Genomic DNA, 19536 nt, shown 5'->3' with positions numbered 1-19536 from the left:
GGATGAGGCGAGCGACGAGGCGGAGCAGGGGGCACCGAGCTCATCGGCCTCAGTCGGGCCCGTCCCTTCCCGGCCCCCGGCCCGTGAGTTCGTCGTCGGTACCGTGGCCCAGCAGTTCGTGGAGCAGCGGGGTCGCGGGGAGTGCCGGGTGGAGGTACACGCGCTCGCGGCGTTGTTCGACGGCGGCCAGCAGCATCCGGAAGGTCGTCCTCGCCTCCTCGATCCGCCCGGTGTGATGCTGCGCCTGGCCCAACAGGCCCAGGTGGAGCGGGTGGCGCAAGTACGTTCTGGACTGGCCCAGTTCGGCCAGCGAGCCGTACATGAGGGCGAGGCCGGCGTCGTGCTCTCCCGCGTGCGCCAGGCCCCACCCTTTGACGACGCCCAGCATGGCCTTCCAGTAGAGAAGTCCGTGTTCGCCCGCGACCCGGACGCCCTCGTCGCTCGAGGCCAGTGCGGTACGGGCGTCACCCTCCCACGCCGCCACGACCCCGTCCACGTACAGCGCGAACGAGCGGTCGGACGGCCTGCTCTCGTACCCGGTGAGGCTCAACAGCTCACGCCGGCGCGCGTCGGCGGCCTGCTGGTGTCCAAGGAGCCAGTGGGTGAAGGTGTCGTAGGAGCGGCAGGAGACGCGTGGGTCGTGCTGGAAGGTACGCGCCAGCGCGTGACCCTCGTCGGCGAAACGGTCCGCCATGCCGACGCCGCGCTCCAGCTCGGCGAGCGCCTGCGGGAGCATTCCGCGCACATGCAGCACGATGCCTTCGCCGTACGCCGCACCGAGCGCCGCCACGGGCTCCCGGGTCTGCCGCGAGATCTCCCGCAGCAGGCCGGAGAACTGCCGCGAGGCGTCGTAGCGGCCGGTGACCAGGTGTGCCGTGCACAGCGCCCAGAGCACCGACGGGTCCTCGGGGGCATGAGTGGCCGTGCTGAGGGCCCGACCGCGCGTCAGTGCCGTCTCGGCCTCGGGGTGGCCGTAGCCGCGCGTGGTGGCGAGCACCTGGCCGAGTTGGATGTGCAGCTTCTGTTCCAGACTCACCGTGGCGGAATCGTCCGGAGGCAGGAAGCCGACCAGGTGCACCGCGCGGCGCAGCCAGATCTCCACCTGCTCGTACGCCATGCACTCCTCGGCGTGTTCCGCGGCGAGCAGCAGCCGAGGCAGCACCTCGGCGGGGGACAGCGCACTCTTGGCGTGCCAGCTGTGATGTGCCACCCGCTCGATCTCCTCGTTCCCCACCTGCCCGCGCCTGCGCGCGCACAGCGCGTCGGCGACTCTGGCGTGCAGGCGGTGGCGGTCCTCACGGGGGAGCTCGGCGACGAGCGTCTCCTGGACCAGGGCGTGGGCGAAGTGCAGCCGTCCCGGATGGTGGGGGTCCTCCTCGAGCAGGCCGGCATGGATGGCCGACTCAAGACCCGCGACGACCGGTTCGTCGCGCGTGGCCGTCCGCTGCAACAGGTCGGTGTCCACCTCGGCGCCGATGACGGCGCACAGCCGAAGCACCCGCAGGACCGGCTCGGACAGCGCGGCGAACCGCTGGTGCAGCGCCTCGCGTACGCCGGTGGGAATGTGAGCCAGGAGCGCGTCGACCGCATCCGGGCGATGGAGCTTACGCGCATCGCCCACGAGGGAGAGGAGCTGCATCACGAAGTACGGGTTGCCCTCGCTGCGCCGGTGCAGCACCTCGACGACCTTCGGGTCCACTCCGGGCCCCGCATGTGCCTCGACGAGAGCGCCGACGGCCTGCGGGGAGAGCCCGCGGAGCCGCAGTGTCTCGGTCCTGGGGCCGCGCAGCACGTCGGAGACCATCCGGCGCAGCGTTGCGTCCGACTCGGCCTCGAACTCCCGGGCCGTGAGCACGATGCCGAGCGGATGACCCTGGCAGCGGGTGCTCAGTAGCCTGAGCAGGTCGAGGGAGGCGGTGTCCGCCCATTGCAGATCTTCGAGGAGCAGTACGAGCGCCTGTTTCCCGGCGAGGGCGAGTAGCACCTCACAGACGGCGTCGTGGGCGAGGAAGCGGGCCTGGCTCCAGTCGGAGGCCCATTTGGGACCTCCGGTCCGGGCCGCCGACCGCTCGGGCATCAGTGGGGCGAGCAGGGCGCCGTACGGTTCGGTCGCCTCACGGAAGGCCTCCGGCCGGGTGGCGGACAGCCGCCGCAGGATCTGGGTCCACAGCCAGTAGGCGGGGACGCCTTCGCCGGGGAAGCAGTGGCTCCAGACCACCTCCAACCCGAAGCCCTTCTCGTGCGCGTCCATGCTCTCCAGACGTGCCGCGAGTTCCAGCAGCAGACGGGTCTTTCCGACTCCTGGGGGGCCGAGGACGCCGGCCACATGGCCGTGGCCCACGACCGCGCTCGCGGCGGCGGTCGTCAGACGGTCGAGCTCCTGGCTGCGGCCGGTGAACGGTGAAGGGGCAGCCGTCCACCCCGACTCGGACTCCGGGGATGCGCCGGCTTCCGAGGCGGCTGCCGGCTCGTGCTCCGGCCCGGGTACGGGCCGCCACTGGGCAGTCGCGGCTTGCGTGCCGGCGGCAGCCGCCCGCGCACCCGGCGGCACATCGGTTCGCGCCTGCGGTCGCGCGCCGGTCCCCGTGGTCCCCTCGCGTTCGACGGCCGGGCCGGAGTCGTCCGTCCCGTCGGCGTCGTCGGTCGCCACGGCCCGGCCCTGTCCCCGGGGCGTGACGGCCGCCCTACCGTCCCAGGAGCCCTCGAAGCCCTCGGAGTTCTGTACTCCGTCGTCACCGATCTCGTTCCCCTCGAGCGGGACATGTGACGTTCCGGTGGACTCGTGCGGTGCGGGAGACAGCTCCTTCGAGGGGGCGCTCGCGCCCGGCTCCTGGCGCAGGATCGCGTTTCTGACCCGGCGTAGTTCGGCTGCGGTCTCCACGCCGAACTCCTCGATCAGATGACTACGTGTCCGCTCGTACAGCTCGAGCGCCTCGGCCTGCCGTCCGAGCCGGGACAGTGCCGTCATGAGGTGGCCGACCAGCCGCTCGCGCGTGGGATGACGGCGGGCCTCCCCGTCCAGATCGGCGGCGACCTCTTCGGCCGCGCCGAGAGTCAGCCGCGCCTCCGCGTAGGCCTCCACGGCGGTGAGCCGGATCTGTTCGAGTCTGGTGCGCTCGTCGCTGAGCGGCGGATGGCTGTCGAACTCCGTGTACGGCGATCCGCGCCACAGTCCCAGGGCCTCGGTGAGCCGGGACTGCGCGGTGCTCGGATCGCGCTGTTCCAGCAGCCGCCGCCCGCCGGTGACCAGATGCTCGAAGCGGCAGGCATCGACCTGTTCGGGGTCGAGATCGAGGACGTAACCGGGCGTCCGATGGCGCAGGACCGAAAGTTGGCCGGTTCCTGTCTTTGTCTGCAGGGCCCGGCGCAGATGAGAGACATGGCTCTGGAGCGTGGCGACGGCGTGACGGGGCGCTGCGTCACCCCACAGTTCCTCGATGAGCAGTTCGGTGGGCACCACGCGGCCGAGGCGGATGAGCAGCAAAGCGAGCAGTGTTCGCCGCCGGGGCGGGCCGAGTGGCAGGTCGTGCCCGTTGTGCCGCGCCGACATTGGCCCAAGGACGTTCAGTATCAGGTCAGCCTGGCCGGTAGTTGTGGGTGACACGTTTGTGGTCGGCGGTAAGGGCATGACGGTCCCCATCGTGCTCGCGGATGTGGCTGGCTGACGGACGGTTTCGCGCTGGCTGGTCTCACACCGTCTTCTGTGGATCTTGACATAGAGAAAGCGCCTTCTAAGTCGGAGGTTCTTCGATTGGCAAGAAAGCGGCAGGTGTTCGGCAAGGATTTCGACAGGTGGTCCGGAAAACGATGGCGGCGATGGCAAGGGGTCGTCAGCGGTTCGACCAAGACCCCGCAAGGGCGGTGACATACGGTGTTCAACGTCTGGAGATACTGCTGGTCACAGGGCCGATGACGTCTCTGCTGACGGCCCTCGGGGTCGCTCACCAGCCTCCGAATTGATTTCGCCCTCAAGTTTCCTGACAGGGAGCCCTCTCTTGCTGAGTCCAGCACCTGCAGCTCCGGGCCTGTGCATGGCGAGCCTCGATAAAACTCTGACCATCCAGCAGGCGAACCAGGAGTTCTTCCGGCAGTTCAACGGCTCGTCCGAAGACATATGTGGCCGCAATTTCCGTGACGTGGTGCACCCGAGCGTGCAGCAGCCGTTGGTGCGTCAATTCTCCAATTTACTTGAAGGGAAGCACCAGCGATTCGTCACGCCCGTCATTGCCGTGGGGCCCGGTGAGGAGTCCGCCTTCACCGTTCCCCTCACGGCGGTCGCGGTGCGCGGTGGCCTGCCCGACACGACCGCGATCCTGGTCATGATGCCCACGGCCGGTGACGCCGAGCAGACACGTGTGGTGACCAAGCGCAGGAAGATTCTCTCCGCGATGGACGCGCGCATCCTCGAAGGCATCGCCGCCGGCGTCTCCACCGTCCCCTTGGCAGCGAGCCTCTACCTCAGCAGGCAGGGCGTCGAGTACCACGTGACCTGCCTGCTGCGGAAGCTGAAGGTGCCCAACCGCGCCGCGCTGGTCTCCCGCGCCTACTCGATGGGCGTGCTCAAGGTCGGCACCTGGCCGCCCGAGGTCGTGGACGACTTCGTGAAGTGAGTGTGCGCAGGGCCCGCGCCGGTGGCCGTGGCGGCGTTCACCCGGGCCGGACGCGGGCTCGCCGGACTCGCCGCTCACGGAGCGCCCGGCAAACACATGGCGGAGCGGCTCGAGTGAGTTCGCGCGCCGTGGAGAAGCGCGTCACCAGCGCCTACCACAAGCTCCGGGCAGCCGGACGGTCCGAACCGGCCGCGTCCTGCCCTCCGCTGCCCGGCCCGACGGACGCCTGAAGGCACGCCTGAGTGCTGCCCGCGCCCGGGAGCGGGCAGCAGGGTGACGCCCTCTTCCGTACCCCGATACCCCGGGCTTCCGTACGCCGGACACCTCGGGTGACCGAACCTCCGGGCCCGGCCACCGCAAAGCCGGCCCGCCTGATCCGGATGTCGCCGACGGCCTTCGCGCGGTCTCCGCACGGTCCGTTCCGCCCCCGGCCGCGCCGCTGCGGCCGGCCTTCCGATTCATCTTTCCTTTCCTCAAGTTCAGGAGCCACAGCGTGATTGCACACCAGCCTCTGTCGCGCCGCCGCATGCTCGGCGTGGCGGCCTTGGGTGCCGCCGCACTCGCGGGGCAGACCACGATCACCGCCGCCCCCCGGGCGGCCGCTGCCACCGCGACCAGCGGTTCCGGCGGCACGTTCGTCCCCGCCGTCGTGGTCGGCACCGGTTACGGCGCGGCCGTCTCCGCCCTGCGTCTCGGCGAGGCAGGGGTCCCCACCCTGATGCTGGAGATGGGGCAACTGTGGAACCAGCCCGGTCCGGACGGCAACGTGTTCTGCGGGATGCTCAAGCCCGACAAGCGCTCCAGCTGGTTCAAGTCCCGCACCGAGGCCCCGCTCGGCTCCTTCCTGTGGCTCGACCTCACCAACCGGGACATCGAGCCCTACGCGGGTGTACTGGACCGGGTCAACTTCGACCAGATGTCCGTGTACGTGGGACGCGGTGTCGGCGGCGGTTCGCTCGTCAACGGCGGCATGGCGGTCACGCCCCGGCGCTCGTACTTCGAGGAGGTGCTGCCCCAGGTCGACGCCGACGAGATGTACGCCAAGTACTTCCCGCGCGCCAACTCCACCCTCCGGGTCAACAACATCGACAAGAGCTGGTTCGAACAGAGCGAGTGGTACACGTTCGCGCGTGTCTCGCGCCAGCAGGCCTCGAATGCGGGGCTGAGCACCACCTTCGTACCCAACGTGTACGACTGGGACCACATGCGCCGTGAGGCGGACGGCGCGGTGCCCAAGTCCGCGCTGGCCGGCGAGGTCATCTACGGCAACAACCACGGCAAGGTCTCACTCGACAAGAGCTACCTGGCGGCCGCCCTGGGCACCGGCAAGGTCACCGTCGAGACCCTGCACCAGGTCAAGACGATCCGTCAGCAGAACGACGGCACGTACCTGCTGACCGTCGAGCAGCGGGACACCGACGGCAAACTGCTCGCGACCAAGGAGGTCTCCTGCCGCCACCTCTTCCTCGGCGCCGGCAGCCTCGGTTCGACCGAACTGCTGCTGCGTGCCCGGGAGACCGGAACTCTCCCGAACCTCAGCTCCGAGCTCGGCGGAGGCTGGGGACCCAACGGCAACATCATGACTGCCCGCGCCAACCACATGTGGAACCCCACGGGCACCAAGCAGTCGTCGATCCCCGCCCTCGGCATCGACGACTGGGACAACCCGGACGCCCCCGTCTTCGCCGAGATCGCCCCCCTGCCGGCGGGTGTCGAGACGTGGGTCAGCCTCTACCTGGCCATCACCAAGAATCCGGAGCGGGGCACCTTCGTCTACGACTCCGCCAAGGACCGGGCGGACCTGCGCTGGACCCGCGACCAGAACGCGCCCGCGGTCGCAGCCGCCAAGTCGCTGTTCGACCGCATCAACAAGGTCAACGCCACCATCTACCGATACGACCTCTTCGGCAAGCAGATCAAGGCCTTCGCCGACGACTTCTGCTACCACCCGCTCGGCGGCTGCGTCCTCGGCAAGGCCACCGACAACTACGGCCGCGTCGCCGGATACAAGAACCTCTACGTGACCGACGGCTCACTCATCCCCGGCAGCATCGGCGTCAACCCGTTCGTCACCATCACGGCGCTGGCGGAGCGGAACGTCGAGCGCATCATCAAGGAGGACGTCGCCGATTCCTGACGAGCGGTGGGCGGGGCCCGCCCGCGCTCCGCCCCCTCTCCACCCGGCGAACGCCCCGCCACGGTGGGTGGTCCGACCCGAACCGAAAAGGAACGATTCCGTGAACTCCCCGCTCACCGAGGACAACGGCGCCTGGATCCGCAGGTTCCACCCGCGCCCCGACAGCCGCGTCCGGCTGGTCTGCCTGCCCCACGCGGGCGGCTCCGCCAGCTTCTACTTCCCCGTGTCCCGGTCCATGCCCGACAGCGTCGATGTGCTGTGCGTGCAGTACCCCGGCCGCCAGGACCGCCGTACCGAACCGCTCCTGGACTCCGTACCGGCACTTGCAGACAAGGTCTACGAGGCCCTCCAGCCCTGGACCGACAGGCCCATCGCCCTGTTCGGGCACAGCATGGGCGCCTCCCTCGCCTACGAGGTCGCCCGACGGCTGGAGCAGGAGCGGGGCATCATGCCCGCCACGCTCATCGCCTCCGGCCGCCGCGCCCCGTCCACGCACCGCGCCGAGACCGTCCACCTGCGCGACGACGACGGCCTCGTCGCCGAGATGCGCGGCCTCAGCGGCACCAACCCCCAACTCCTGGGCGACGAGGAAGTCCTGCGCATGATCCTCCCGGCCGTCCGGGCGGACTACCGCGCGGCCGAAACCTACACCTGGCAACCCGGCCCACCCCTGCGCTGCCCCGTGACCTGCCTCGTCGGCGACGACGACCCGAAGGTGAGCGTGGAGGAGGCTGCCGCCTGGTCCGAGCACACCGACGGTCCGTTCACGTTGAAGGTCTTTCCCGGCGGCCACTTCTTCCTGGCCCAGCACCAGAAGGAAATCGTCCGCCTCATGGCCACCCAACTGGATGCGCCAGACAGCCCATGAGGTCCGGCGTGCCCGATGCCCCGGGTCCGCGCCTGCGAGGCACGTACCTCGCAGGCGAGCTCTACCGGCTGTTGAGTGCCACCGTCTCGTCCGCCACCGACGGCGACTGCGCGTCCGGCCCGGGACCGGCGAACCGCATGGCGATGAACGCGCCCAGGTACAGCAGGGCGACGACCAGCAGCAGCGCCTGATAGCCCGTCACCAGGGCCAGATACTCGAGTGCGCCCCCGGTCAGCGCGCCCAGCAGATTCGCGCCGAACGCGGATGTCGGGTCCGAGGCGAGCGCGAGGCGGTCCGAGAAGATGAGGTTGGCACAGAAGATGGGGGCGAAGGCCAGGGCGATGGCGGCGGCGAGCCGTCCGGCGAAGGGCAGCGCGAGCACGGCGTGTGCCGGGACGAGCCAGGCGACCGCGAGTGTGCCGAAGAGCACGATCTGCAGCGGCAGTCGGCTGACTCGCCGCAGCCGGCGCCGGACCTCGACCGCGGCGAGGACGGCGAGCAGGACACCGATGAAGACCAGGGCGTTGACCAGCCAGGTCGTACCGAAGTAGAGCGCGAAACCGATCACGTTCTTCGTTTCGAGCAACATGAAGGCCGCGCCCATCAGGAACATGTCCGTGTAGCGGACCGTGCTTCGGATGCGAACCCCGACCAGACGCACCGCCAGGAGCGTCACCAGCAGGATCGCGCCCAGTGCGCCCAGGTAGAGAGTGGGAATGTCCCGGTGGAGCAGATACGGGAAAGGGTGGTCGTCGGTCGCGGCCTCCGGGACCGGCCCGCTGGGCTGCCAGATCTGCTGACACGACTGGTCGGCGGTCGTCATCCCGGCCACCAGCACGGCCGCGTTCTTGCTGAACGTCGTCATGCAGGGGGCATGGCCGTAGATGTCGTCGAGGGAGCCGGCGAAACGGTCGACCAGCCAGCTCTTCCGGTAGTAGTTGTACATGGCGAACGCGCCGTGCGGCGTCAGGTGATCGCGCGCGGCCTGGAACGCCTGCTGGGTGAACAGGTAGCTCTCCAGCCGCAGATTGCTCGCGCCGGCCACCAGCGTCAACGAGTCCGGCAGCGCCAGGACCACGAGGTCGTACTTGGCGTTCGTCCGCTCCAGGAAGGCCCGACCATCGTTGATGTAGACGTGCACCCTGGGGTCGTCGTACGGCTTCGCGGGATGCAGCTGTGCGCCGATCTGCTGCAGCCGGGGGTCGATCTCGACCGCGTCCACGCGCCGCGCTCCATGCTCCAGCGCGACCGCGACGTCATTGCCGTTACCGGCCCCGATGACCAGCACGTGCCGGTACGGGTTGCCGGGCGTCCGGTCGTACGGCTGCCGATAGGGCGAGTTCTTCTGCATCAGCGCCGGGAGCGGCGCGATGCTCTGGTGCGGGACGCCGTTGGCGGAGATGTGGTACGCCCGGGTGGTGGACGCAGAGGGCGTGAGCTGGATCTTGTAGTAGGGCGACCAGGAGATGCCGGCCGTCGTCGTCTCCACGAACAGCACGGCGACCATCGCCGTCAGGGGGATGCCGTACCGCAGTGTGTTGCGCCGTCCCCCGAGGACCAGCAGGGCTGCGGCGGCGATCACGCCCCATACGACCGACGGAGCGTGGAGCCAGGACACCAGGGCGAAGGACACCGAGCCGGTGATGCTGCCGAGCAGGTCGTAGCGGTAGGCATCGAGCGAGGGAAGCCGGCGGAAGAGATCAGCGGTGATCTTGCCGATCGCGGTCATGATCACCGCGGTGAGCAGGAAGATGGCCGGCAGCGTCACCCACTCGGGGAGGCCGGTGGTCTTCACTGCGGTGAAGTAGATGACCTGGTCGCTGCTCTGACGCACCTGCACCGGGAACTCGCGTACCAGGATGACGAGAACCGCGAGTGGGACCGGTGCCCAGCGTTTGAGCCACTGCCCGCGCTCGGCGGGGATCAGGAACCCGATCCCGATGCCCAGGAACGACCCCAGCAGGATGAAGTTCGAGAAGTAGCTGAGGTGGACGACGTTGGCCCCTGCCCATCTGATCAGCGCCAGCTCGACGAAGAGCATGGTGGCGCTGGCCAGCAATAGCCTCCAGCACACCGAGCGGTCGATTTGTCCGGTTCTGATCAGTTTCACGCGGATTTACGGTGCCATCTGTGGCGCGGTGAGTCGAGGCGACGTGCCGATTCTGTGACGATATTCCCTGATCCACCGCTCTTACGGCCCGCTACCACCACCAGCACCTGGCCGACCTGGGACACCACCCCACGACCGCCGCTCTTGCTCAGGACTACCCCGACGTCGTGGCCGCCACGGAGCTGGACGACGCCGCACTCGCCGAGCTGGTCGTGGGCAGCGGGATGTGTTCACCGCCGCCTTCGGCGACCAGTTGCCCAAGGCGCACGGTGCGAAAGACAAGCCGTTCCCCGGGTCGGCTGCCGAACTCGCGGTGCGTCTCAAGGAGATTGCCCGCCAGTCGTCCGACACGCTGCTGTTGTACTACGTCGGGCACGGTGAACTCACCGCCACCGTGCAACGCACGTCCACGGGCTGGCGCCTGCTGCCCGCCGTAGCCGACCTGCTGTGTCGGCGGGCACGCGAACTCCTCGACGTTCACCGCATCGACGACCCGGTGCAGTGGAGCCCCAACTGCACGTGGAATACACCCGGGCCCTGATCCTGCCGGTTGCCTGGTCGTGTCCGGCTGCCCTCAGCCAGGTTGGAAGAATGCGAGCATTTTCTGGCCGGCGTCCGGTGACATCAGGATTTCCTGAACGTGCGCGGACTGCCGGCCGGCGGCGCTGGTGCGTTCGAACATCTCGCGTTCGTATTCTTCGACGGCGGCGGGAAAGTCGTCCGGGTGCGCGGCCAGCGCGAGGCCGAGCAGTGCGCCGTCGAGCAGCGCCATGTTGGCGCCCTGCCCCACCGGCGGCATCAGGTGCGCGGCATCACCGAGCAGCGTGACGTCTGGCGTCGACGGCCAGGTCAGGCCGACCGGGAGAGTGGTGATCGGCCGTGGCACGATCGTGTCGTCGCAGGCGGCGATCAGCGCGGTGAACCGTGAGTCCCAGCCGGTGAACAGGTCGATCAGCCGTATCCGGGCGGCAGTTGGGTCCTCGAACGGGATCCCGCTGGTGGCGAGCCAGTCCTCTGCGGTGTGGAAGCTGAGGTAAATGCGTACGCGGCCGTCGCCGTTGTGCTGCGCCGACAGGGATTGTCCGTTGCCGAGCACCCAGTAGTTGCCTCGTCCCACCATCGTCGCGAGGTCGGGGTGGGTGCGGTCGATGTCGGGAATGCCGAGCTCGACGACGTTTTGGCCGGTGTGCGCCGGGCGGGCATCGGTGAGAAGCGGGCGGACCTGGGAGTTCGCGCCGTCGGCGCCGACCAGCAGGTCGTACGTCGCACTGCTGCCGTCGGTGAAGTGCAGCAGGCCGTGGTCGGCGTACTCGAACGCGTGCCCCCAGTGCACCGCGTGTTCGGGGAGAGAGTCCAGCAGCAGGTTGCGCAGATCGGCGCGGTCGACCTCGGGTCGCTCGAGTGGGGCGTCGTCGGGAGTGTCCTCCTGGAGCAGCAGGGTGCCGTCCGGCTCGAGAAGTCGCAGGTCCTGGCCTTCGCGACGGGCAATCGCGTGGAACTGGTCGATCAGGCCTGCCTCGCGCAGCGCCCGCTGCCCGGTCCCGGAGTGCAGGTCGAGCATGCCGCCCTGACCGCGCGCACCGCGTGACGGTTCGCGTTCGTACACGACGGCGTCGATGCCGTTCACGTGCAGTACACGGGCGAGAGCCAGGCCGCCGAGGCCGGCTCCGACGATGGCGATGGTCATGGTTGCCTCTCCTTCGATACGCCGTACTGAGCGATACACTGTATCGCCCGATGCGGTGTATTGATATTGTTGGCGGCATGTTGGTATGGGAGAGGCCGGAGCCACCGAATCGACCCGTGCCGGCCCCGCTGAACCGAGAGCGGATCGTGCGAGCGGCGATCCAATTGGCCGACGCGGACGGCCTGGAGGCGGTGTCGCTGCGCAAGGTCGCCACCGCGCTTGGCGTCGGGCCGATGCGGCTGTACAGCTACATCGCCAGCAAGGAGGAGTTGCTCGACCTGATGGTCGACGCGGTCCACGCCGAGATCCGGCCGGTCGGAGACGACTGGCGGGAGGTGCTGCGGTCTCTTGCCGAAACCACCCGGCAGGCCGCTCACGAGCACGAGTGGCTCGCCGATCTGCTCGGTGGGCGACCGCACCTCGGGCCGAACGCGCTGGCCAGGGGGGAGGCCGTGGTGGCCGCGCTGGGCGGCGTCGATGTGGACGCCATCATGCCGGTGGTGACCGCGGTCGACGCGTACGTGATCGGTGCGGTGCGTCGGGAGATCGCCGAGCGGCGTGCCGAGCGGGCCACCGGGATGGACCAGAGGCGTTGGCAGGCCTCACTCGGGCCCTATCTGGAGCGGACCTTCGCCACCGGTCGATTCCCCGCGCTGGCCACGGTGGTGCGCGATGCCGCCCACCTGGACGCCGACCAGACCTTCCGGATCGGCCTCGACTTCCTGCTCGACGGCATCGAAGCCCACATCTCGAGGTGACGCGCGGGCGAAGGACCGGACCGGTACCGCCTGACGGTCTCCCGCCTGATCGACGTCCCCGCTCGATAGCATGCAACGCATGGCCATCAGACTCGAGAACGTCGGCATCGCCGTTCGCGACCTCGAAGCAACGATCTCTTTTTTCACCGACCTCGGCCTCACGGTTGTCGGCCGTGACACGGTCAGTGGTGAGTGGACCGACACCGCCGTCGGCCTTGATGGCAATCACGCCAACATCGCGATGCTCCAGACGCCAGACGGTCACGGTCGCCTTGAGCTCTTCGAGTACATCCACCCCGAAGCGATCGAGTCGGAGCCCACCCGTCCCAACGAGATCGGCATGCATCGCGTCGCCTTCTCCGTCGACGACATCGACAAAGCCCTTGAGACAGCCGCAAAGCACGGATGTTATCCGCTTCGCGGTGTGGCGACCTATGAGGACGTCTACAAGCTCACGTACATCCGCGGTCCCAGCGGCATCCTTGTGATGCTCGCCGAGGAGCTGAGGAAGAACTGACGGCTGATCGGGTCAATTAGCCTCGCGCTTTCACAAGGCAGGCTTTCCGACTGGTGGCCAAGAAAGCAGAAAGTGTCTCTGACCAGCGAGAATAAGGACTGCTGAGATCCTTGTTCCCGCCACCGTCAGAGGAACTTGGTCCCCTCCTGGGACTGCCACGCCATCGACGTGATCTGTTCCCTGTGGCGTCGCGCCGCCGACCTCGATAGGGGTCCTTCAGCCCGCCGCCTGGCCGTCGACGGGGATTCCCAGTCGGTCGGCCACGGTGGTGAGGGCTGTTCCCAGGGGGAGCGCGACCCGGGTGAGGGCGTGTCGGTCGCCCCGGGTCGGGTCCCGGTTGACGATCAGTACGGGCTTTGCGGCCTGGGCTGCCTGGCGGACGAACCGGAGCCCGGACATCACTGTCAGTGAGGAGCCCAGGACCAGCAGCGAGGCCGCTTCCCGGATCAGCTCGCGGCAGTGCTCGACCCGCTGCGGTGGAACGGCTTCGCCGAAGAACACCACATCCGGTTTGAGGATGCCGCCGCATACGGTGCAGGGCACGACGCGGAAGTCCCCGACCTGGTCGTCGGTGAGGTCGGCGTCACCGTCCGGGTTGATGCCGGCGGCCACCGGCTCGAATCCTGGATTGGCCGCCTCCAGCCGCCGGGCGAGTTCTCGGCGCGGGCTGAAGGCGTCGCAGGCAAGGCAGACGACCCGGTCCAGGCTTCCGTGGAGTTCCACGACGCTCTCACTGCCGGCGGCCTGGTGCAGACCGTCGACGTTCTGGGTGATCACACCCGAGAGCAGGGCGTGCCGCCCGAACGCGGCCACGGCCCGGTGCCCGGCGTTGGGGCGGGCGCGGCCGAAGGTGCGCCGGCCGAGGTGACTGCGAGCCCAGTACCGGCGCCGGGCCGGGGCGCTGGAGGTGAACTCCTGGTAGGTCATTGGTGTGTGCCGGCTAAGGCTCCCGCCTTCGCCCCGGTAGTCGGGGATTCCCGATTCCGTGGAGATCCCCGCCCCGCTGAGCACCAGCACACCGCCGGTGCTCAGCGCGTCGGCGACCGGCTCGAGATCCGTGGTGCCCGGCGGCAGGTCCTCGGTAGGGGTCCAGCTCAAAGTGGGGCGCATGCGCATGCCGCCAGGGTACGGAACAGGCTGCCACCACCCCCTTCCGCCGTCGATGGCGCTGTTGGCCCGGACGTGCGGTCCGCCGACTACGCCGTCTGTGTGGTGCGCAGCGCCGGGGAGGCCAATCGGGGCTGCCCGGGCCGGCTGAACCGGCCTCGTGAGGGCGGCCTCACGTAGACGGGCCTCGCGTGCGCGCAACAGGATCGCATGCGGGCGGCAGAGCGTTCCTGGCCTTCGGACGCGTGGCGCTCTGCCGCCTGCGTGCGCGTGCTAGCTGGTGGGGACGGTGTCCTCGAACGTGGTGCCTGCCGTGCGGTAGGCATTCACTTTGGCGGATATCTGAGCCGGGGTCAGGACCTGGTCCTTGACGTGGAGGACGTAGTCGACCTGTTCGTCGTAGGCGCGGTCGGTGGTGGCGGTCTGGCCCGTGAGGTCGATCAGCCACTGGTTGAAGTTGATCGACATGGGGCGTTCGGGCAGGTAGGCGGCGTCGTGGGTGCCGAAGAGCTGTCCGTCGATGTAGTACTTGATGCTGCCGTTGTCGATGGTCAGCTGCAGATTGTGCCAGCCGTCGTAGCTCAGCCTGGACTCGGTGTGCTGGTTGACGGCCTGCCACGGGTCGGGGTTGTAGGTCTCCCAGGACGTCGTGTAGAGGATTGCGGAGGACTCGCCCCAGCCGCCGTTGGGCAGGTACTCGAAGTCGTATTCCGAGTAGTCGTCCGCCATGGGCGCGGTGAGGTCGTTGATGGTGAAGAAGGTTACGAACATCTCCGCGAGCGTCACGGAGTCCAGGTCAGCGACGCCACACAGACGATCGAACCCACCGTCGTCAGCCAGGCCGAGGCCAGACTCCTCGGGGTCCCGCACCTGTCACCCGCCCTGCTCTTCGAACGCCTCACCAGCGACACCGGCCAACGGCCCGTCGAATACGTCCACTCCGTCTACCGCGGTGACCGCTACCGCATCGTCTCCCGCCTGGCCCTGGGGCCGACCGCCCCCCACGAGCCCACACTACGCACCGACCCCATCGCGGGAATGCCACCGGGAGTTCTGGCCGAGCACACATCCATCGCCCTCACCACCCAAGGCACCTCCTCGCCGAACTGCTGACCGCGTCCGTGCCCGACCATCGCACGTCGTACGGAGCTGTTCCGTCCTCGTGGTGGAGTCCGACGGTCTTGCCGTCGCGCGTGGCGCCGCCAGTCGTCGGACCTTCGATGACGCCTTGGTCGCCGAGGTGAGCTCGCATGATCGCGGCCCTCTCCTCAGAATGGTGCTGTATCCACCCTGCCCCGTGGGTCACACGGCCGTAGGGGGACGAGAGGGCCGTGTCCGCGAGGCGGGCGGCCCATATCCGGGAGGCGACATGCAGCACCGAACGGTCGAGGAGCTCATGACCCGGGACGTCGTCCGGGCACGGCGTGACACGCCGTTCAAGGAGCTCGTCAGGCTGCTGGCGGAGAACGACATCACCGCCGTGCCCGTGGTGGACGATCTGGAGCGCCCCATGGGTGTGGTGTCCGAGGCCGACCTGCTGCGCAAGAGCGCCGACCAGGCCGACCCGTCGGGCAGGGTTCCGGTCCCGAACCTGGAGGCCTGGGAGCGGGCCAAGGCCGGAGGTTCCCGCGCCGAGGAACTGATGTCGGCTCCCGCGGTGTGCGCACGTCCGGAGTGGAACGTGGTGGAGGCCGCGCGCCTCATGGAGGCCCAGCACGTCAAGCGGCTGCCCGTGGTGGACGAGGCGGACCGGCTCCTGGGCATCGTCAGCCGCGGTGATCTGCTGAGGATCTTCCTGCGCCGTGACGACGCCATCCGCGACGAGATCACCGCGGACGTGCTGCGGCGCACGATGGGGCTCGATCCCTCGGAAGTAACGGTCGAGGTGCGCGAGGGGCGGGTCGACCTGGGCGGCTCCGTGGAGTTCCGGAGCCTGATCCCCGTCATCGAGCACCTGTGCCGTGGTGTCGACGGCGTGGTGTCGGTCGCCGGACATATCGACTACAGGACGGACGACACCGGCCGTTCCCCCGCTACTTCTTGAGTCCACCGGGTCTCACACGGGCCATCCAGCGGCCTCACGGGCGCTCGGCCGCGACGCACCCATGGCCTGGATGTCGTGTCCCGCGACGTTGAGCAGCTGGTGGGCGAGGTCGTGCATGGCCCGGCCTGCCGCCAGTTCGTCACCGATCTCCGGCACGTCCGTGTCCGCCGGATGACAGTGCGCGGTTCCGTGACCGGTGAGCGCCGTGGTGCCGGTGTCGAGCACCACGTGCGCCTTGGTCGTTCCGTCGTCGTCTTCGAAGAGGTGGAGACGAACCTTCCATTCAGCCGTGTGCGACATTGCCTTCCTCGTCACTCCGGCCCATCGGTCACCGGCGGAAGCGCTGGGACCACAGCGGCTCCACCAGGTCCCATTCGGTAGTCCACTGCGCGTACCTCCTCCGGTCCAGCGCCAGGCGTGTGGCTGCCCGTGCGGCCTGGACCCCGGCGATCACACCGAGTGCCGCCATGACACCCACGAACCAGCCGTGGGCCTTCGCGGCGACCGTGTTCATCGGTGCATCGGTGATGGCTCCGTCCCGGTTCACCCACACCCGCACCGTGGCACCCTTGCGTGTTCCCGGTTCGACGAAAGTGGTTCCCGTCCGCGTGACGCCGTTCTGCTCGATCCAGCGGATCCGCGCCGGTTGCTTCGACACAGGGTCATCACCCGGCACGTCCGACGTCACTCGGGCGACGACCTCGTGTCGTTGCGCAACCTGGGCGTGCACGGTGCGCATGGATGACTCGTACGCCGTCAGCCCCGCACTGAGCGCGGCCGCCGGCACTCCGAGGACGAGGACGAGCATCAGCACCCGGCCGAACCAGGATTCGAACCTGTCGGACGCACGCCTCAGCGGGTTCGTCCCATGGGGTGCGTTCCCCTGGTGGGGCCGGGGTGGACCGGATGCGGACGGCGAACCGTGTGCGCTCATGATGCGGCCTCCAGCACGTTGCTGGTCCGTTCCCCCTCATCCACAGTCGAACAGCAGTGGGCTCCGGTCACCGGGCCGAAGGTCCCTGCGGACCGGCCGTCCGGCCCCGGAGGCGGCCGTCGTCACGGTCCGCCTCCGACACCGCGCCCGGCGTGCCGCCGGGTCCACATGCGCCGCGGAGGGGATCGGGGTGATCCTCGAATGAGAGAACGCACCGCGCTCGGAAAAGAGGCGATGTCCGGACCAGCCACTCGAACGGAGTCGTCCACCGTCATTTCCAGCTTCTTACGAGACGGAGGCCGCCGCCATGCAACCAGCCGTCACCGTGGGCCTCGACGGCTCGCCCGAGAGCCTCGCCGCCGCCCGCTGGGCCGCGGACGAGGCCGAGAAGCGCAAGCTCACCCTGCGCCTGCTGCACGCGTGGCCGCTGCTGGCGCCGGAACCGGCCCGCGTCCCCGCGGAAGTCGATCAGAACTACTGGGCGAAGCGTCTGGTCCACACCGCGCGAGCCGAGCTCCAGGCGCGCCACCCGGGCCTGTCCATCGTCGGGAACCTGGTGGCCGACGACGCTCAGAACGCCCTGCTCCAGGCGGCCTCGGAGTCGGAGATGACGGTGCTGGGTTCGCGTGGTCTGGAGCCCGTCGAGAGTTACTTCCTGGGTGATGTCAGCATGCCCGTCGTGGCACGGGCGGAGCGGCCGGTGGTGCTGGTCCGCGCCGAACCCCAAGATCAGGGGGCGTCCCCGGCACCCGCCGGCCGTGTCGTCGTAGCACTGAAACTGCACGGATCCTGCGACGCCCTGCTCGACTTCGCCGTCCACACCGCTGCGGCCAGGGGCCTTCCTCTCCTGGCCGTCCACGGCCGAAGCGTGCCGCTCCACGCACGGGTGCCCTGGGGAGTGGACCACGACGTCACCGAAGAGATGACGCGGGATGCGTACAAGCAGCTGGACGAGGCGCTCCACCTGTGGCGGGAGAAGTATCCGCGGCTGGACGTGGCCGACAGCGTCCGTCTCGCGAGCCCCGCCAAGGTCGTCGTACAGGCTGCCGAAGGAGCCGCTCTGCTGGTCGTGGGCCGTCGCCGGCATCGTCATGGTCTGGCGCCCCACCTGGGTCCCGTGGCGCAGGCCGCCGTGCATCACGGGCGCTGCCCCGTCGCCGTCGTTCCTCATGACTGAGCCCGGCCCCCGCGGGCAGTCGGTGCGGCCGGTGCCGCGGACCGATGCGTCCGCGCTCCGGTCCGGTGCCTGGCACGAGGGTGGGCCCATGTCGCGCGCCATGGTGGTCGAGACCCACACCGCGATCGTGATCTTCGCCGGTGACCGCGCCTACAAGGCCAAAAAGCCGGTCGATCTGGAGTTCCTGGACTACACCACGGTGGCGGCCCGCCGGGCCGCATGCGAGCGCGAGGTCGCTCTCAACCGCCGCTTCGCCCCCGACGTCTACTTGGGTCTGGGCGAGTTCCGCAGCCCTGACACGAAGGCGCCCGAACCGGTCGTGGTGATGCGCCGCATGCCGGTCGACCGCCGCCTCTCCCACCTGATACGAGAAGGAGCCGCCGTCGACGACGTCCTTCGAGCCGTCGCCCGGCACCTCGCCGCCTGGCACGCGGAGGCGCCCCGCGGCCGTGACGTGGACGAACAAGGCACGCGAGACGCGCTGTCGTCGCGCTGGGAGGCCAGCTTCGCACAGGTCCGGGCGCTGGCCGCCGACGGCTTCGGGCCCGACGGTGTGGGGGAGACCGAGCGGCTGGTCCGGCGCTATCTCGACGGCCGCAAGCGGCTGTTCGACTCCCGCATCGAGCAGGGTCGGGTGGTCGACGGCCACGGCGACCTCCTCGCCGAAGACATCTTCTGCCTCGACGACGGCCCTCGCGTCCTGGACTGTCTGGAGTTCGACGACCGCCTCCGCTACGTCGACGGCCTGGACGATGCCGCCTTCCTCGCCATGGATCTGGAACAACTCGGCGCCCCGGAGGCTGCGGCGTATTTCCTCGCCCAGTACGGCGAGTACTCCGGTGATCCCGCGCCCCCTTCCCTGTGGCACCACTACGTCGCCTACCGCGCTTTCGTCCGTGCCAAGGTCTCCCTGATCCAGGCCCGGCAGGGCGCACCCGGCACCGAGGGGGCGTCGCGGCGGCTGGCCTCGGTGGCTCTGCGTCACCTGCGTACATCTGCCGTCTCGCTCATCCTCGTCGGCGGACTGCCCGGCAGCGGAAAGTCCACCCTTTCCGGAGCGCTGGCCGACCGGCTGGGGGTCACCCTGCTCAGCAGCGACCGCCTTCGCAAGGAGCTTGCCGGTGTCCCCGCGGAGCAGTCCGCTGCGGCCCGCTACGGCGAGGGCCTGTACACACCCGAGTGGACGGCCAAGACCTATGCCACCCTGCTCGACCGCGCGGCCGCGCTGATGTCCTCCGGCGAGTCCGTCGTCCTGGACGCCACCTGGTCCGACGCAGGACAGCGTGAGGCGGCGCTGCGCGCGGCCGAACGCACCAGCGCCGACCTGGTGGCCCTGCACTGCCATGTGCCGAGTGAGGTGTCGGTGGCCCGCCTGAACTCGCGCGCCGCCGGCCCGTCCGATGCCGGCCCCGACATCGCCGCGGCCATGGCGGCCGGGGAACCGCCGTGGCCCGAGGCCGTGGCAGTCGATACCAGCGGCCCCTTGCAGTCCGCGGTCGCCCGCGCGCTGACCGTCGTACGCCCATGGGGTATCAGTCAGGCCCCGGTCTTCCGTCGTCCCTACATGGAGCCGGACTGAGGCGCACA

General features: G+C 69.2%; 16 protein-coding genes and 2 pseudogenes. 10 read left to right on the top strand and 8 right to left on the bottom strand.

What is annotated here, in order from left to right; all coding sequences use genetic code 11:
* Nucleotides 1-49 precede the first annotated feature (49 nt).
* Complete coding sequence (locus N8I87_RS00910) at nt 50-3550, bottom strand: ATP-binding protein (RefSeq protein ID WP_263204759.1); 3501 nt, start codon at nt 3548-3550, stop codon at nt 50-52.
* A gap of 481 nt (nt 3551-4031) precedes the next feature.
* On the opposite strand from N8I87_RS00910, the gene N8I87_RS00905 reads away from it, so the two are divergent.
* The 3 genes from N8I87_RS00905 (at nt 4032) to N8I87_RS00895 (ending at nt 7615) form a co-directional block, all read left to right on the top strand.
* Nucleotides 4032-4610 (top strand): LuxR C-terminal-related transcriptional regulator, encoded by a 579-nt coding sequence (locus tag N8I87_RS00905; RefSeq protein WP_263204758.1) that lies wholly within the window; start codon nt 4032-4034, stop codon nt 4608-4610.
* Between the two features lie 526 nt (nt 4611-5136).
* Nucleotides 5137-6747 carry a GMC oxidoreductase gene (locus N8I87_RS00900; protein ID WP_263216247.1) on the top strand — a complete coding sequence of 537 codons (1611 nt, stop codon included), beginning with the start codon at nt 5137-5139 and terminating at the stop codon, nt 6745-6747.
* A 100-nt stretch (nt 6748-6847) separates the two neighbouring features.
* Nucleotides 6848-7615, top strand: coding sequence for a thioesterase II family protein (locus N8I87_RS00895; RefSeq protein ID WP_263204757.1), 768 nt, complete (start codon nt 6848-6850; stop codon nt 7613-7615).
* Nucleotides 7616-7676: 61 nt separating this feature from the next.
* Here N8I87_RS00895 and N8I87_RS00890 read toward each other — a convergent pair whose 3' ends face one another.
* Complete coding sequence (locus N8I87_RS00890) at nt 7677-9725, bottom strand: spermine/spermidine synthase domain-containing protein (protein WP_263204756.1); 2049 nt, start codon at nt 9723-9725, stop codon at nt 7677-7679.
* Between the two features lie 226 nt (nt 9726-9951).
* Between N8I87_RS00890 and N8I87_RS00885 the strand changes: the two genes are divergently transcribed.
* On the top strand, nt 9952-10266 hold the full coding sequence (locus tag N8I87_RS00885; RefSeq protein WP_263204755.1) for a hypothetical protein: 315 nt from the start codon (nt 9952-9954) through the stop codon (nt 10264-10266).
* A gap of 33 nt (nt 10267-10299) precedes the next feature.
* Here N8I87_RS00885 and N8I87_RS00880 read toward each other — a convergent pair whose 3' ends face one another.
* Nucleotides 10300-11412 (bottom strand): FAD-dependent oxidoreductase, encoded by a 1113-nt coding sequence (locus N8I87_RS00880; RefSeq protein WP_263204754.1) that lies wholly within the window; start codon nt 11410-11412, stop codon nt 10300-10302.
* Between the two features lie 77 nt (nt 11413-11489).
* Between N8I87_RS00880 and N8I87_RS00875 the strand changes: the two genes are divergently transcribed.
* Both N8I87_RS00875 and N8I87_RS00870 read left to right on the top strand, forming a co-directional pair.
* Nucleotides 11490-12170, top strand: a complete 681-nt coding sequence (locus N8I87_RS00875) for a TetR/AcrR family transcriptional regulator (protein WP_263204753.1) — start codon at nt 11490-11492, stop codon at nt 12168-12170.
* Between the two features lie 79 nt (nt 12171-12249).
* Nucleotides 12250-12687, top strand: coding sequence for a VOC family protein (locus N8I87_RS00870; protein WP_263204752.1), 438 nt, complete (start codon nt 12250-12252; stop codon nt 12685-12687).
* 216 nt (nt 12688-12903) lie between these two features.
* Here N8I87_RS00870 and N8I87_RS00865 read toward each other — a convergent pair whose 3' ends face one another.
* Nucleotides 12904-13803 (bottom strand): NAD-dependent protein deacetylase, encoded by a 900-nt coding sequence (locus tag N8I87_RS00865; protein WP_263204751.1) that lies wholly within the window; start codon nt 13801-13803, stop codon nt 12904-12906.
* 264 nt (nt 13804-14067) lie between these two features.
* Nucleotides 14068-14556 (bottom strand): annotated as a pseudogene (locus tag N8I87_RS00860) (glycoside hydrolase family 16 protein); the annotation flags it as partial.
* Here N8I87_RS00860 and N8I87_RS00855 point away from each other — a divergent pair.
* Nucleotides 14521-14907 (top strand): annotated as a pseudogene (locus N8I87_RS00855) (UTRA domain-containing protein); the annotation flags it as partial. The pseudogenes N8I87_RS00860 and N8I87_RS00855 overlap by 36 nt on opposite strands.
* Here the strand turns inward: N8I87_RS00855 and N8I87_RS00850 are convergent.
* A complete protein-coding gene (locus N8I87_RS00850) occupies nt 14873-15046 on the bottom strand; it encodes a DUF1918 domain-containing protein (RefSeq protein WP_411577175.1) in 174 nt (57 codons plus the stop codon). The pseudogene N8I87_RS00855 and the gene N8I87_RS00850 overlap by 35 nt on opposite strands.
* A 117-nt stretch (nt 15047-15163) precedes the next feature.
* Here N8I87_RS00850 and N8I87_RS00845 point away from each other — a divergent pair, with 117 nt between their 5' ends.
* Nucleotides 15164-15838, top strand: a complete 675-nt coding sequence (locus tag N8I87_RS00845) for a CBS domain-containing protein (RefSeq protein ID WP_263204750.1) — start codon at nt 15164-15166, stop codon at nt 15836-15838.
* Between the two features lie 12 nt (nt 15839-15850).
* Here the strand turns inward: N8I87_RS00845 and N8I87_RS00840 are convergent, their stop codons facing one another.
* Nucleotides 15851-16138 (bottom strand): DUF1876 domain-containing protein, encoded by a 288-nt coding sequence (locus N8I87_RS00840; RefSeq protein ID WP_263204749.1) that lies wholly within the window; start codon nt 16136-16138, stop codon nt 15851-15853.
* Nucleotides 16139-16166: 28 nt separating this feature from the next.
* Nucleotides 16167-16772, bottom strand: coding sequence for an Rv1733c family protein (locus tag N8I87_RS00835; RefSeq protein ID WP_263204748.1), 606 nt, complete (start codon nt 16770-16772; stop codon nt 16167-16169).
* 307 nt (nt 16773-17079) lie between these two features.
* On the opposite strand from N8I87_RS00835, the gene N8I87_RS00830 reads away from it, so the two are divergent.
* A complete protein-coding gene (locus N8I87_RS00830; RefSeq protein WP_263204746.1) occupies nt 17080-17949 on the top strand; it encodes a universal stress protein in 870 nt (289 codons plus the stop codon).
* Nucleotides 17950-18037: 88 nt separating this feature from the next.
* Complete coding sequence (locus N8I87_RS00825; protein WP_263204745.1) at nt 18038-19528, top strand: bifunctional aminoglycoside phosphotransferase/ATP-binding protein; 1491 nt, start codon at nt 18038-18040, stop codon at nt 19526-19528.
* Nucleotides 19529-19536: the final 8 nt, after the last annotated feature.

The organism is Streptomyces sp. HUAS 15-9 (assembly GCF_025642155.1).
Classification (GTDB): Bacteria; Actinomycetota; Actinomycetes; order Streptomycetales; family Streptomycetaceae; genus Streptomyces.
The sequence above is the reverse complement of the archived record's forward strand: the minus strand, read 5'-3'. Positions and strand labels throughout refer to the sequence as shown.